This window comes from Neobacillus sp. plas4, from assembly GCF_057221695.1.
The window spans coordinates 5,693,043-5,707,057 of the sequence record NZ_CM170152.1 but is presented as its reverse complement, the minus strand read 5'-3'; the positions used below and the strand labels follow the sequence as shown (position 1 = coordinate 5,707,057).

Below are 14,015 nucleotides of genomic sequence, written 5' to 3'. Positions count from 1 at the left end.
CAAACCATTAAATTAAGAAAAGAGGATGATTATGTTAACAGCAGGAAAAAGAGAATTTTGGTTTGTTGTAGGCTCACAACATCTTTACGGGGAAGAAGCGCTAGCTGAAGTCAAAGCACACGCACAAACGATGACCGATGCCTTAAATGAAAGCGGTGTTTTACCTTATCCACTTGTATTGCAAGATTTAGCTGTTACTGCGGATAAAATCACAAGCATCATGAAAGAAGTCAATTATCGTGATGAAGTTGCTGGTGTTATCACGTGGATGCATACGTTCTCACCCGCAAAAATGTGGATTCGCGGAACAAAATTATTACAAAAACCATTGCTTCATTTAGCTACACAATTCAATGAAAGTATTCCATGGGACACAATTGATATGGACTTTATGAACCTAAACCAATCCGCTCACGGTGACCGTGAATATGGTTTTATCAATGCCCGTTTGAAGAAGCAAAATAAAGTTGTCGTAGGTTACTGGGAGCGTCCTGGAGTACAACAGCAAATTGCACAATGGATGGATGTAGCGGTTGCTTATAACGAAGGCTTCAATATAAAAGTCGCTCGCTTTGGGGACAATATGCGTAATGTTGGTGTGACCGAGGGGGATAAGGTTGAAGCGCAAATCCAATTTGGGTGGACAGTTGACTATTTTGGAATCGGAGACCTTGTTCAATATGTAAATGCGGTTACGGATGAAGAAATTGATGCTTTATTTGCAGAATATGAAGGACTTTATGAATTTGACTATGGCACCTATAGTAGAGAAGATTGGGAGAAAAGCGTAAAGGTGCAAGCAAGCTACGAAATCGCTATTAAACGATTCCTTGATGAGGGCGGATACAATGCCTTCACAACTAACTTTGAAGATTTACATGGTATGAAACAGCTACCTGGTCTAGCCGTCCAACGTTTGATGGCACATGGATATGGTTTTGCCGGTGAAGGGGATTGGAAGACGGCAGCACTCGACCGCTTACTGAAAGTGATGAGTCATAACCAATCAACTGGCTTTATGGAAGATTACACATATGAATTAGCTGCTGGCATGGAATCCATCCTTCAATCACATATGCTTGAAGTCGACCCATCATTAGCAAGTAACAAACCAAAGATTGTTTTATCTCCATTAGGCATTGGTGACCGTGAAGACCCAGCACGTTTAGTATTCGACGGTAAAGCAGGAGACGGTGTTGTTGTTTCTATGGCGGACTTTGGTACTCATTACAAACTATTAATTAATGAAGTTTCTGCATTTGAGCCAACTGTTCCAGCACCAAACCTTCCAGTCGCCCGCGTACTGTGGGAAGTCAAGCCTAACTTCCAAGATGGGGTGAAAGCTTGGATTGAGAATGGCGGAGGTCACCATACAGTTGTTTCATTGAATTTAACAACAGACCAAATTATCACCTATGCAAAACTTGTTGACTTGGATTACGTAGTGATTAAGTAATGACTATATCCTCCGAGGAAGTTCTACTTCCTTGGAGGGAAAAGATAGGTATTCCAGAAGTTGAAGAATGAAAATAGGAACCATTCGGATTCTCAAGCGTGATTGTAGCTTTTTGGAAAATATGAAAACGTTTAATCTACCGAAATAAAAAGATATAATTCTTATAACATCTAGGGGGGAACTTTAATGCTTAATGAAAAGAAAGTCTCAAGTAGCTTCATTTATTTTTTCGGGGCTTTTGGCGGAATTTTGTTTGGATATGATATTGGCGTGATGACGGGGGCTTTGCCTTTTCTGCAACAAGATTGGGGGCTTGAAAGCGCTGCAGCTATTGGCTGGATTACCTCTTCGATCATGTTTGGCGCAATTTTTGGAGGTGCCATGGCCGGACAACTATCAGACCGTCTAGGACGGCGCAAGATGATCTTAATCTCTGCTGTCATTTTTACGATTGGGTCCATTTTGTCAGGGGTAGCTCCTCATAATGGAAGTATCTTTTTGATTGTTGTTCGAGTTTTCTTAGGGATGGCCGTTGGTGCTGCTTCCGCGTTGGTCCCTGCCTATATGTCGGAAATGGCCCCTGCACGTTTGCGCGGACGGTTGTCAGGGATCAATCAAACTATGATTGTTTCCGGGATGTTACTTTCGTACATTGTTGATTTTTTATTGAGTGGTTTACCAGTAACAACGGCGTGGCGTTTAATGCTTACGATGGCGGCCGTACCTGCAATCATTTTATTTATTGGAGTGTTAAAGTTACCTGAATCACCACGTTTTTTAATTAAAAATAATAAACTTAATGAAGCACGAAAAGTGTTGAGCTACATTCGTCCTAAAGAAGAAATTGAGTCTGAAATTAAACAAATACAAGACACTGCTAAAGAGGAAAAACTGGCAAGTAAAAATGTTTCATGGGGTTCACTGCTTAGTGGTAAATACCGTTATTTAGTTATTGCCGGAGTGGGTGTTGCTGCTTTTCAACAATTCCAGGGTGCAAACGCAATCTTTTATTACATTCCTTTAATAGTTGAAAAAGCAACAGGAAATGAAGCGAGTTCAGCGTTGATGTGGCCAATTATTCAAGGTATTATTCTCGTTTTAGGTTCATTGCTATTCCTGCTGATTGCTGATAAATTTAATCGCCGGACTTTATTAACTCTAGGTGGAACGGTTATGGGGCTGTCCTTTATTTTGCCAGCCATTTTAAATCTAGTCATTCCAAATGCAAGTCCAATGATGATCGTTGTTTTTTTAAGTATCTATGTAGCCTTTTATTCATTCACATGGGCTCCTTTAACGTGGGTCATTGTCGGAGAAATATTCCCATTAATGATTCGTGGACGTGCGTCAGGATTGGCCTCATCCTTTAACTGGATTGGTTCTTTCTTAGTTGGATTAATGTTTCCAATTATGACTGCTTCAATGTCTCAGGAAGCTGTTTTTGCAATCTTCGGTGCTATTTGTTTACTAGGAGTTTTCTTTATCCGGACATTTGTTCCTGAAACCCGTGGATATACCCTGGAGGAAATTGAAAAAATCGGAGAAAATAGACAAGCGAACAAAAAAACAGCTTAAAGTGGAATTTCCTTCAGTGGGGGGTTCTCCATGCCCCACTGATGGTTAGTCTTCTAGCCCGATTAATTTTTCTAAGGGCTGATGCTCATGAAAGCATGTTGGTTTCTCTATGATTTCTTTCTTAAGGCCGAAGTTGCGACTTCGGCCATTTTTCAATTTATCATTTGTTTGCTGAACTTTAAAAAGCAAGGACGAGTCCGAAGTCGTTTCAACTTCGGACAAGGAAGGGCAAAAAAAAGCAAGTACCTGTCCGAAGCCGAGGGCGGCCATGGGGACGGTTCTGATGGCTTTTTTTGATTGTGAATGTGTAAATAGAGGTGTCACCTAACTAGTTAGTGACACCTCTATGTATAAATGGAACCATTAGAACCGTCCCTATGGCTCCTTAAAGGAGTCCTTAATATGAATTTTTAGGTTGTTGGCTGCCGGCAGTAAGATGGGCATCAAACATATCAATGATCTCAAGGAACCTATCAGCTTCCCGAAAAACATGGTCTGCTAATAGTGGATGAATGATACTCTTAATTTTACATTCCTCAATTAAATCACGTGCAGTCTTCTTAAAGTCTCGAAGGGATGAGACCGATACACGGTTTTGGTCCAAAAATTGATCCAAAAGAGGAATTGTTTGAGATTGTGGTCTCATCGAGTCCAAATCTCTGGCTTGGTACAATAATTGATCAAAATCATTACTAAAATTATGTGCCATATCAATTAATTTCCTTTCGGATGGATCCAGCAAATGACCAATAAATTTAGCATGATCAGCCATAATCCTTAAGAAGAAGACATTTTCTTTAATAATAGCGTCTGGAAGGGCATCCAATTTACCCTCATTTAATTGAATTAGTCGTTTTCTAAAGTAATTAGCTTCCCTGCTTGTATGATCAACTAGCAGTGGAAAATTATTGGCTCCCGGCAACTGACATGTAATAATTAAGCCTAATATTTTTCGTTTAAATACATATATATTCGTTGCAGCTTGTTGTACTTCTGAATTAAATCTTCTAATTTGTTCTGGATCCGTTTGATTAGTAAATGCATGTGCGGCTTGTTCGATACGTTCAAATGTACGGTAAAATTGATTGGCCTCTTGAATTAGTTGAGTATCCTCTGCTCTAAAACCCAATCGAAGAAATAAAGAATGTTCTTTCATGATCCTAGCCCAAAAACGTATTTCATTTAAAGAGCGCTCAACAAACAATACAGATGTAACACCAGTATCAGCATGTAACATGTGATCCTCACCGTTCATTCTTAAAACCCCCTCAATAAAATAATCCAATTGCTCTAAGCTTATTAACAAAGTTAATTAAATATACCTAGGATTGAATACGGGGCAAGTCGGGCAGGCCAGGGGGACGGTTCTCATGACTTTTTGTGATACTGACCCATAATCGAACCATGAGAACCGTCCCCCTGGCACCCCCCACCCCTGGCACCCCCCACCCCTGGCACCCCCCCAGATTCTGAAACAAAACTTTTTAAGTTAACTGGATATATATGTTAATATTTAGAGAGGGATGTAGCGTGTTCATTAAATTTTTTGGGTAGGGTAGTTTCAAATTTCTTGAATTGAGGTATGTATGGGGGTGTTTTAATGAAAATAGTAAACAAAGTGCCAAAGAGTAACCCGTATTTACATTTGGACCTAATTAAAAGTGGATGGATTCCTATGAAAGAACCTAAGAATGTAATGAGTGCTATTTTGTTATCAATTCCTTTCATGATTGTCGCTGCATTCATCTCTATTGGGATCATAAATATCTTTTCCTCTATTGCTTTAAGCGATATTGGATTTACATCGGATTCAATATCAATATCCATTAACTTAAGCATTATTTTTTTGCTTGTTCTACTGATCATCCTTCACGAATTACTTCATTTAATTTTCATTCCTCACTTTATTCAATCCCAAAAAACATATATAGGTCTTACTCTTTTCGGAGGTTTTGTCCTAACGGAGGAGGAGATTTCAAAATCAAGATATATCTTCATTACCATTGCTCCTTTCATGATTATTTCAATCATTATGCCATTACTATTAGGTGCATTTGGGCTATTAACACCGACACTAAAAATTTTGATCATTCTAAATGCCATGGCATCATCTGTTGATCTCCTTAATCTCCTTCTTATAGTTAAACAGGTTCCGCACCATGCAATTCTAAAAAATAATGGAACAAATACTTATTGGAAACAAAGAAGTAACGGTCAGGTTGCTGATGAAAATAATATCGTTATGAATAAAGAGGTCTGAAACAATGAATATATAAAAGGCATGCCCACAAGAATTGGATTGCACTTTCTATAATGAGTATCAGTGCTTGTGTTATTTCGTTATATTTCCAAATCGTATATGGCCATTATCTGGTAAAACGAGGATTGGTCTGCTCTTATGGACACAACGGGTGCAGTGGTATTTGTAAGAATGGTTCTACTAATCGTTACCATCTTATTAAATTCAATTACTCTCATTAAGAGAACCCGTTACACTGAGACTATTAATATTTTAATCTCATCCATAAGATTTTTCAGATATAGAACCAAAAAGGTGCCTGTCACCGATGTGTTGACGAAAGGACACATCCGGTGACAGGCACCTTTTTCTAAACCAGGAGAACCGTCCCCCTGGCATACCCCTGGCATAAGAGCACTTTACGGGAATATATATCAATTTGTGTGGATATTTTTTTCCTAGGAGGAACCAACATGAATGAAAGATTTGAAAGGAATGCAAGATTTGAACACCGATTTTGGCTGCAGATTTTAGGTGATCATTCTAGGTTTATTTATGAAGCTCTTGCTCCTGTTCAAAAAGCTGAGATTGAGCAGGCCGCTAATTTTATTCATACATTTGATACACTTTTAGATCAATCAAATTCCTCTGAATTGATGCAATTAACCGCTCAAGCAGAAGAAGAGGTACTAAAATTACGAGAATTTAAATTAGAATTACTAAGAAAGCACCTTGTCGGAAAAATTAAGATTCACCTTTCACCTACTTTTTTTAACCATATGGTAAATGAATTAGAGGAATATTTAAGAATTTTAAAACATTTAATGGCGGGGCAAGACCCTCCTGTTTACCATGAACTCCATCATCATCTTTTATGGTTATTGGATGCTGCGGGACATTCCGAAGCGATATCCTCCAATTTAGATGGTGTTGAAAAGAAATTAAGAGAGAAAAGTAACACATTTAAAAAGGACTTTGAAGGTTTTTACCTAAAAGCGGTAGAGCTAGCAGGATATTTAAGAACCAATTTGACTGCCTTTCCAGCTTTGAAAAAAATGACTAAGGACGCTGAGTTAGAAATTAAGCTATTTCAAAATTTCTTATCTGAACTGGAAGAACTAAAACTAAGTAAGCAAGCATTAGGAACTTTTGCGCCTTTAATGGCAGATCATATGTATCGAGAAGAATGTTATTATTTAATGAAATTAGCAGAAAGTGCAGATATTGAACCGCCAAACTGTAATCCTGCTAAACCTCGACTAATGGAATAACAGGACCATGGGGACGGTTCTAATGGCTTTTTAATTGGTGGTGTCAGCCCTCACACAATGTGTCGTTGTGATCGTTGAACGATTTTGAGATTTGTGAGATACCTAACCATAATCGAATTATGAGAACCGACCCCGGGTCATTCTTTTAACGACAGACTGTTTTCGTTAACTTTGTTGTTTTATATAAATTTAAATTAACGAGGAATTCGTGGAATAATATGGTAATATAAGTTGAAACATAGTTTTGGAGGATTAACATATGGAAATGATGGCTTTTTTAGGACTTATTCCTATCTTATTATATTTAGGAATTCTTGTGTTTGCTATTTATGTTGTAATTACTATCTTAAAGTTAATGAAACAAAGAAATGAATATCTAAAGGAAATACGCGACGAAATAAAAAAAAATAATAGTGTCGATTAGTTTAACAATAGCTCCACTAACAATTTTGAAATTAGAAAAGCTAATACCGCAATGGCGGTATTTTTTTCGTCTTGAGAAGGACCATGGGGACGGTTCTGTTGGCCTTTCAAGTAGGAAATGGTAACCCAAAATCTAACCATGAGAACCGTCCCTCCGGTTTTCCCTCCGGTTTTCTCAATGGTGAAATTATTCCCATAAATACGTTAAATTAGTTTAATGTAAGGTAAGAGGTAATAAAATAATTATTATGATGAGGTAATCATGAAAAAAGCCTGGCTTGCTTATCATTTAATCCTGCTGTTGTTTCTTAGTGTAATGATGGTCCTCCATTTTATGGTTAACGGAGGGCGGAGCGAACATGATATCAATATCTACTTTGTTGGGATCAGTATATGGGTCAGTGTGTTGAATATAGTCATCGCGTTTCCTATTTGGATTGCCGTTATTTTATTCAACAGACACCGCATGAATAAGAGGACATTTTTAATTGGCCTAAGTCTATTTTTGTTATTTTTCTTCCTTTCTATTTTGCCCTTTGCTGAAATGCTTGGGTATATGAGCTTGTGAGATGCCTGTCACTCCTCGGTTTTTCGAAATTTAGGCAGCTTCTTGGGCATGAATTCGGTATTGAACCGGACTCATGCCTTTTATTTTATGTTTGATGTTATAGATGATCTAGAGTGATGCATGAGGCCATGGGGACGGTTCTGGTGGCTTTTTATTGACAATTCTCGTACTTGTTATTTTAATAAAACCTTGAGGTTACTGGATTTATACTCAAACTAACCAATCGATTAGTTGGTGATCCATCGTGTTTATTATTGCAAAAATATGTATTTTGTTAGTTTCTATTGTCTGTTTTGAAGATAATTCCTAAAAGTCATAGCCATTATACGAAAATTAATTTTCATGAAAGCAGGCAAAAGTTTGATGATAAGAGGGCTTATGCACAATTTAATCAAACGTTTAATTAGTTGAATTCGTGTTAATCAATCGATTGATTAAAATAGCTTTACTTGCTGTTAAACCTGAGTTTTTCCACCTTGGGAGTAAAGGAATTTGTCGAAAAGAGAATCTAGTAAAAAGGGAAACCAAAAACTGTTTAAATAAAGGGTATTAGGAAAGCATCATTCCTACAATTAAGGTAAATAACATCTCTCGTCTCAAGTACTTAGTGGAAGGGCTTAGAGGAAATTTTCCTCTAAGCCCTTTTGATTGCAGTAAGGATCCGGCACTGTTTTAGAAAACGATAACAGTGCGAACCTTACTATTTAAGACCAAGGGGACGGTTCTGATGGCCTTTCAAGTAGGAAATGGTAACCCAAAATCTAACCATGAGAACCGTCCCTCCGGTTTTCTATTTAATTAATTTCTTCCTTAAAAACTTCTATCTGACTGTTATGTCTTTGCAATAACGGATGATTTTCCACTATCTATTCAGTTACTTGAAAGTTGATCGTGTAGGCTTGGTCCCAATCATCAAAGGGTAAAATGTTGAGTTCAGATATTCCTGGTTGAACACCAATAATGGTTGTTTGCTTAGCCGTGTTCCAATCGATTGGACCGGAGCTAATCATGAGTTCATCATAAAACTCATTTTCATCCAAAGAATCTGTTCGTTGGATGAGAATTTCTTCCCCTACCTTCAATGAAATCGTGGCTCCTTCCTTATAAGAGGCAGTGATGGTTCCATCTTCATGGAAGGCATATTCTAGCACAAGCGGGCCGGTTACCTCTTCATTTTCACTTGTTTCAGGCGTAGGTACCAAATCTGCTGGTATGTCGTAGATTACATTTCCGCTTGCAGCGGTAAGTCCATCTACGCCATCTGTAAATTCACCTTCTACTAAATAGACCTTTGTTTCGCTTATAATCTCATTCATGGATTGATCGTGACCGATTGTTGCGTTCAGGGTAATATCCCCTAGGTACGTTAAGCCATTCGCTTGAATCAATTTTTTGATTTCTTCCTCCGTAAAGTTAACAGCTTCTTCTGGAGCTGAGGTTAGGGTGACTTTATCAATTAACCATTGACCGTTCTCCTTAACAGCTGTGATATAAAAATTATCCGCAAATTCATTATAATCTGCGCCGTAGATGAACGGTTCCACGAGTGATTTAACACTTACTTTTGTTGGTGTGTTTTCCATTACCTCAAATCTTGTATCATAATTTGGATGTGGCATCCCTTCCCCACTTGTGGCGATAATGGTTTCGAGAAAATCCTTATGCTCGTTCATATAGTTTCTTGATACGAGAGTAGAAATTTTCTCCTCATATTCCCGGTTATATATATTGATAAGGGTTGCATCATATTGAAGTCGTTCTGATAGAAAGGTGTAGCTTGTTTCCACCCATTCAAAATATTGTTCCATTACAGAGCGGATTTCAGGATCAGTTAAGAGTGCCTCGGTTGAAGAAGGATCCCCTTGCTTGTCTTGGTTTTCTTCAGGAGTTTCTGTTATGGTTCCTTCTACTGTTTTGCTCGTGAAAAATTCATAAGCCCCGTATGTTGCACCACCCATGCAGGCCAATGCTAATAAGGGAAATAGCAGCTTTACGATTTTTTTCATCATTCCAATATCTCCTTAATTGGCTGGTGCCGAATTTTCTTCAAATTGTTGGAAATAGGCCTCGGATTCTTCGAGAAGAACTTTATCTTCTTTTATCAGTTCGGTCGTTCCTGCAGCGAGGTCAGTAATTTTATAGGTATACAGTTCATAATAGGTCTCGACTTCGGCATTATTGTACCAAGCGGTAAGAAATGTATCTTCGCTGAGTGGATATACACGGTCACCACTGTAAAAAAATCCGCTGCTGCGGCCAGCTGTGTCTTTTACTTCAACCATTTTTTCATCATGGATATAGAATAATTTACTATAGTTTGAATTCGAAGATTCTGTTTGTTGGACAACAATAATATTTGGTTTGGTTCCGATGATTCTTCCGCTATTTTGTTCCATGTTGAAAAGCCAATCGTCAATCTTTTCAGATTGCGTGATATCATCGACACGGAACTCATAGGACCCTTCACGAATTAAATCAAACTCATTCGCACCTGCCCAAGTCATGCCCGAAGGATAGCTTTTGTCTTCAATTGGAACGATGTCAACCCGGTGCTTCCCGCCAGCAGTGTCTACCACTTCTTCCCAATGGTAGACTGCCTCTTTCCCTGATGTATGATCACTATTAAACTCTTGAAGTCCTATTAGTTCGACAAGGGCATCTTTATTTTGATCCTCTATATAAATGAGTCCAACCTCTTTTGCAAAATAAGCAGTACGTCCATCGCTTGATTCAACCATGGCCACATCCGTAAATTTACCAGCCGAAGTAGTATAGTAATCTATTAAGGTTACAATCTCATAGCTAATACACTCATTCTCTTCATTGCATTGCTGCCACGTTTGACCGAGCTCAATTGGATACCGCAAGGCAGGAGATTTACTTTGTGCATCTCCTATCATCAAACCATCTTTTTCCTCCATCATAATGGTTTGTTTCGTTGATCCATCTCCCATGGACTGATTCCAAATTTGCTCATTCTCGTTGTCTCTTTCAATAGTTTCAACTATAAAAGTGTCATCACTAAATTCATATGTATAGATTTTTGTCGGGTCACGCAAAAAAGACGCATCCTTAAACTTACTTGCAGACTTCTTTTGAAGCTGTTTTTCTTCGGTTTGTTCCTTAATAATCACATCATTACTACCACAAGCGGACAGTAACAGGAGGAAAACGAATAAGATGAAGTTCATTCCTTTTCTCATTTTAGTTATACCCCTTTGTAAAAATATTCTAGAAAACATCTTAACAGGTATAGGTAAGAAAGACTAGATAAAAAGAGTGGTTGATGACTAAAAAAAGGAAGAGAATCATGATTCGAATCGTTTGAATTAGACAGTTCTCTTCAAGTTTCGTCACAATTTACCAAAATAATGTTATAATATGGTGCTTAAGGCGGAAATTCACTAGAATTTGTCGGAGGAAATGAGCGGATGAAATACAGAGCGATAACAATCAGTCTATTAGGCGTAATGATCTTCTTTCTAGCAATAAGTTCATATCTACTCGTACGTGCAACGAATATTGCTCCTACTGTCATCTATCTTCCCGCTTCAACCGAGCAATCTCCTAATCTTGAAGAATCAGCAAACCAAGGAACTTCCACCATGTCATGGGAAGGAGAATGGAGCCGGAATAGTCAATCCTCTCCGGGGACGTTAACGATAACAGACGAAACAGCCACAGACTTTTCTTTCAGTTTAACAAGCCTTAGCGGAGTTAATATTGGGGAATTGGCGGGAACGGCAACGATTTATGGTGAACGGGCTACTGGCATGCTTTCGGAAGATTACGGAACGGAGGAAGAAGAATGTACCGTTTGGTTTACGAACAAGCATAATGAGATTGAAATTGAAAAGGTGACTCAATCCTGTTATAACTGGGCAGGAATGGGTGTGGTTTTTACTGGTGAATATAAACAGGGCGAAACTAAACCTGTTCAAAAGTCTTTAGTAGGAAGTGTGTTTGCTTCAGCGGATGAAGATGCAAGATTTCGAGAGTTAGTAGGGGAAGATTATTCTCTCTTTACGGAAAACCTCATGTATATATACGACGAAAAAAATTTGGATCCTTTTGGTGCGACAGTGAAAACTGGTTCCATTCGCGGCTTAGCATCCATCAACTATGGAATTATTATGTACAATGATACCTATATGTGGGCAGCCGTATCCCATCTGCCAAATGAGAATGAAATCCACTTGAATTATTATAGCAGCCACCCGGATTATCGTGGTAAGCTGCCAGTGACGATTGAGAACTATGTCAAAGGTAAATATGATAAATTAATTTTAAAATCCAAATAAAGTGTTCATTTTTAGAAAGGATTTAGACTATGGAAAAGTTAAACATTCAGTTTGAGGAAATTGAGACTCATGATCATGAGCAAGAGGCTCAAACGAAGGTACTTAACGGGCAGGCAGAAAGTGAAGATGTACCACAACCCATTACCCTGCGTAGAACCGTTACGGTCGCTGCTTTCGCAGGAGTAGGGGCTTTTATTGTGATGGGGGCTCTTTCCTTCTTGTTAAAAAAGCCGCTATTACCTTTCATGCAAGCTTTATATAGCGAAATGCCTGCTGATGTCCTTCCAAACGATGGGAAGGAACTTCAGACGATGATTGAAGGACTTGACTGGAATCATATTTTCTTGGCTTTCTATCAGCAATTTGGTTCCATTATGCTGCAAAGTACTCCACAAGGAGAAATGTTTGAAAAGGGAAGCGAGATAAGCAACTTATTCATAAACTATCAATTAGGTGTTGGGTTCCTCCTTATTATTCCATTTGCTGTGCTTTATCTCACGTATCATCTTTGTAAAAAATGGCTGGATCAAGATAAAAAGACAAATCGGTTATTTATTTTTTTAACAAGTCTCGTCCATTCCCTTTTACTAGCAGGAATGGGACTGTTTAGCCGTCAAACAGCGCCATCCGCGTTTCAAGGGGCTGAATACCAATTTACCTATTCATTTGCTGCGATTGTTGCATTTTCATTTATTACGAGTGTACTGTTTTTATATCTTCCTATACTGAAACAGGAGCGAAAATGGAAAAAGGGAATCAGTTATGATGTAAATCCATTTTCCGAAGCCGTGAACGTAGCAGGCCAAATGGTGGTTTTGACGTATCTTGTTTTGTTTATGGGTGCACTAATTGGTGTAAATATGGATGAAATCGATGAAAGTTCGCTATACTTTGGATTATTATTTGCGCCTTTGTTCCTAGGAGTTCTTCTATTTAGCTCGTTGAATATCATTTCAGATGAGTCAGGGGTGCAGGAGTTCCTAACCTATTCTTTATCAAATGGTGTTTATTTAGAAAACGAGCGTACCTTTGATGGGATGGTTGAAATTTTTACATACGTTGACAATACGCTGTTCCTGAAATTAGTGTTTTACCTGCTGATACTCTATTTCTTTTCGATCTGTGTCCGCAAAGGATATTTGATTGCAAAATATACACACAGCAACCCGATGAATGAATTGATTGTTTTTGCAAGCAGCCTTGCTGCTCTGATCACAATGGTTATGTATTTATTTAATTATGATCTTTACGTTTCAAGCCAGGTCTTCACCTATGCACATGATTATATTGAAATGAAAATTAAGGTAGAGGAAATTCCTGTGCTTCTGCATACGTTTTTCATTGGCAGTTGTTGTTCCATTGTCGGGGGTGCTATTTATATGTGGAAAATCCGGCACAGACAGGAGGGATGATGATGTCGAGGTTAGCCATTGGTGTGCTAATGCTGCTAATGTTAACAGGCTGTTCAAGTTTTAGTGTCTATAAAAGTGATGAAAATACCTATGAACAAAATGATTTAATGAGGGCTGTCTATTATCAGGATCTGAATAAAGTGCAGGAACTCGCTCAAGATTCGTCATTGCTTCATGAAAGAGACGCGCGCGGAGCAAATATTCTCCATTATACAGCCAAGTACGGTACCGCTGAAATGGCTGAACTTTTACTGGAGCTTGATACGAAAAAGTTGTTAACGGAAAAGGGGGGAGCGAGGAATAAAACCCCTCTGCAGGAGGCGTTGTTTGAAGGAAATGATGGGGTAACGAAAGTATTCTATCAAGCCTCTCCTGACAGTAAAAATCAAGTTGATGATGAGGGGCGTACCTTGCTTCATTTAGCTTTTGTAGGAGAGCAGGGATGGCTGGTAACGGAATTGCTGCAACAAGGGATGGATCCGAACAGTCAAGATAATAACGGAAATACTCCGTTGCACTCATTGTTGTATTGTTTAGAGGACAATATCTGTGATTCTCATCATTCCAGTATTAAGACCCCTACCCTTGAAATGATTGAATTTGGTTTAGATCCGCATCTTGAAAATTACCAAGGGGAGTCTGTCATGTTCATCCTTGAGAAGTACCGTGGTGCCGACTTCCTATTTTCAAGTTCAAATAAGAAGAACAATAATTTAGCTCGCGCTGCTATATTTATCCAAGCACAGCTAAGGGAATTTAATTAAGAAGAG

At 38.5% G+C, this 14,015-nt stretch carries 13 protein-coding genes; 9 read left to right on the top strand and 4 right to left on the bottom strand.

Features of this window, described 5'->3' with window-relative positions; all coding sequences use genetic code 11:
* Positions 1-31: 31 nt before the first annotated feature.
* Together araA and AC2TFD_RS28415 are read left to right on the top strand one after the other, a co-directional pair.
* Positions 32-1,456, top strand: coding sequence for an L-arabinose isomerase (araA, locus tag AC2TFD_RS28420; RefSeq protein WP_484674493.1), 1,425 nt, complete (start codon positions 32-34; stop codon positions 1,454-1,456).
* Positions 1,457-1,642: 186 nt separating this feature from the next.
* Entirely contained in the window at positions 1,643-3,031 is a 1,389-nt protein-coding gene (locus AC2TFD_RS28415) for a sugar porter family MFS transporter (RefSeq protein WP_335509995.1), read from the top strand.
* A gap of 397 nt (positions 3,032-3,428) precedes the next feature.
* Here the strand turns inward: AC2TFD_RS28415 and AC2TFD_RS28410 are convergent, their stop codons facing one another.
* Positions 3,429-4,286 (bottom strand): DUF2935 domain-containing protein, encoded by an 858-nt coding sequence (locus AC2TFD_RS28410; RefSeq protein ID WP_484674492.1) that lies wholly within the window; start codon positions 4,284-4,286, stop codon positions 3,429-3,431.
* 345 nt (positions 4,287-4,631) lie between these two features.
* Here AC2TFD_RS28410 and AC2TFD_RS28405 point away from each other — a divergent pair, with 345 nt between their 5' ends.
* The 3 genes from AC2TFD_RS28405 to AC2TFD_RS28395 all read left to right on the top strand — a co-directional run bounded on the left by AC2TFD_RS28405 (position 4,632) and on the right by AC2TFD_RS28395 (position 6,965).
* Positions 4,632-5,291, top strand: coding sequence for a DUF3267 domain-containing protein (locus AC2TFD_RS28405; protein WP_484674491.1), 660 nt, complete (start codon positions 4,632-4,634; stop codon positions 5,289-5,291).
* Positions 5,292-5,743: 452 nt separating this feature from the next.
* Entirely contained in the window at positions 5,744-6,541 is a 798-nt protein-coding gene (locus AC2TFD_RS28400; RefSeq protein ID WP_484674490.1) for a DUF2935 domain-containing protein, read from the top strand.
* A gap of 259 nt (positions 6,542-6,800) precedes the next feature.
* Positions 6,801-6,965, top strand: coding sequence for a hypothetical protein (locus AC2TFD_RS28395; RefSeq protein ID WP_335512970.1), 165 nt, complete (start codon positions 6,801-6,803; stop codon positions 6,963-6,965).
* On the opposite strand, the gene AC2TFD_RS28390 is transcribed toward AC2TFD_RS28395, so the two are convergent.
* Positions 6,962-7,105, bottom strand: coding sequence for a hypothetical protein (locus AC2TFD_RS28390; RefSeq protein WP_335512972.1), 144 nt, complete (start codon positions 7,103-7,105; stop codon positions 6,962-6,964). The genes AC2TFD_RS28395 and AC2TFD_RS28390 overlap by 4 nt on opposite strands.
* A gap of 121 nt (positions 7,106-7,226) precedes the next feature.
* Here AC2TFD_RS28390 and AC2TFD_RS28385 point away from each other — a divergent pair, with 121 nt between their 5' ends.
* Positions 7,227-7,532, top strand: coding sequence for a hypothetical protein (locus AC2TFD_RS28385; protein ID WP_335512974.1), 306 nt, complete (start codon positions 7,227-7,229; stop codon positions 7,530-7,532).
* 866 nt (positions 7,533-8,398) lie between these two features.
* Here the strand turns inward: AC2TFD_RS28385 and AC2TFD_RS28380 are convergent.
* Together AC2TFD_RS28380 and AC2TFD_RS28375 are read right to left on the bottom strand one after the other, a co-directional pair.
* Complete coding sequence (locus tag AC2TFD_RS28380) at positions 8,399-9,541, bottom strand: hypothetical protein (RefSeq protein ID WP_484674489.1); 1,143 nt, start codon at positions 9,539-9,541, stop codon at positions 8,399-8,401.
* Positions 9,542-9,553: 12 nt separating this feature from the next.
* Positions 9,554-10,735 carry a hypothetical protein gene (locus AC2TFD_RS28375; protein WP_484674488.1) on the bottom strand — a complete coding sequence of 394 codons (1,182 nt, stop codon included), beginning with the start codon at positions 10,733-10,735 and terminating at the stop codon, positions 9,554-9,556.
* A 228-nt stretch (positions 10,736-10,963) separates the two neighbouring features.
* Here AC2TFD_RS28375 and AC2TFD_RS28370 point away from each other — a divergent pair, with 228 nt between their 5' ends.
* From AC2TFD_RS28370 to AC2TFD_RS28360, 3 genes are read left to right on the top strand one after another with little or no spacing between them, the layout of a single operon-like run.
* Positions 10,964-11,833, top strand: a complete 870-nt coding sequence (locus AC2TFD_RS28370; RefSeq protein WP_484674487.1) for a hypothetical protein — start codon at positions 10,964-10,966, stop codon at positions 11,831-11,833.
* Between the two features lie 29 nt (positions 11,834-11,862).
* Positions 11,863-13,245 carry a hypothetical protein gene (locus AC2TFD_RS28365; protein ID WP_484674486.1) on the top strand — a complete coding sequence of 461 codons (1,383 nt, stop codon included), beginning with the start codon at positions 11,863-11,865 and terminating at the stop codon, positions 13,243-13,245.
* A 2-nt stretch (positions 13,246-13,247) separates the two neighbouring features.
* Positions 13,248-14,009 (top strand): ankyrin repeat domain-containing protein, encoded by a 762-nt coding sequence (locus AC2TFD_RS28360; RefSeq protein WP_484674485.1) that lies wholly within the window; start codon positions 13,248-13,250, stop codon positions 14,007-14,009.
* The last annotated feature ends 6 nt before the right edge of the window (positions 14,010-14,015 follow it).

What these genes read in the sequence shown, in the direction of transcription:
- AC2TFD_RS28360 (WP_484674485.1), top strand. Translation starts at nt 13,248, where the DNA reads ATGTCGAGGTTAGCCATTGGTGTGCTAATGCTGCTAATGTTAACAGGC.
- AC2TFD_RS28385 (WP_335512974.1), top strand. Translation starts at nt 7,227, where the DNA reads ATGAAAAAAGCCTGGCTTGCTTATCATTTAATCCTGCTGTTGTTTCTT.
- AC2TFD_RS28410 (WP_484674492.1), bottom strand. Translation starts at nt 4,286, where the DNA reads ATGAACGGTGAGGATCACATGTTACATGCTGATACTGGTGTTACATCT.
- AC2TFD_RS28405 (WP_484674491.1), top strand. Translation starts at nt 4,632, where the DNA reads ATGAAAATAGTAAACAAAGTGCCAAAGAGTAACCCGTATTTACATTTG.
- AC2TFD_RS28370 (WP_484674487.1), top strand. Translation starts at nt 10,964, where the DNA reads ATGAAATACAGAGCGATAACAATCAGTCTATTAGGCGTAATGATCTTC.
- AC2TFD_RS28400 (WP_484674490.1), top strand. Translation starts at nt 5,744, where the DNA reads ATGAATGAAAGATTTGAAAGGAATGCAAGATTTGAACACCGATTTTGG.
- AC2TFD_RS28365 (WP_484674486.1), top strand. Translation starts at nt 11,863, where the DNA reads ATGGAAAAGTTAAACATTCAGTTTGAGGAAATTGAGACTCATGATCAT.
- AC2TFD_RS28415 (WP_335509995.1), top strand. Translation starts at nt 1,643, where the DNA reads ATGCTTAATGAAAAGAAAGTCTCAAGTAGCTTCATTTATTTTTTCGGG.
- araA (WP_484674493.1), top strand. Translation starts at nt 32, where the DNA reads ATGTTAACAGCAGGAAAAAGAGAATTTTGGTTTGTTGTAGGCTCACAA.
- AC2TFD_RS28390 (WP_335512972.1), bottom strand. Translation starts at nt 7,105, where the DNA reads ATGGTTAGATTTTGGGTTACCATTTCCTACTTGAAAGGCCAACAGAAC.
- AC2TFD_RS28375 (WP_484674488.1), bottom strand. Translation starts at nt 10,735, where the DNA reads ATGAGAAAAGGAATGAACTTCATCTTATTCGTTTTCCTCCTGTTACTG.
- AC2TFD_RS28380 (WP_484674489.1), bottom strand. Translation starts at nt 9,541, where the DNA reads ATGATGAAAAAAATCGTAAAGCTGCTATTTCCCTTATTAGCATTGGCC.
- AC2TFD_RS28395 (WP_335512970.1), top strand. Translation starts at nt 6,801, where the DNA reads ATGGAAATGATGGCTTTTTTAGGACTTATTCCTATCTTATTATATTTA.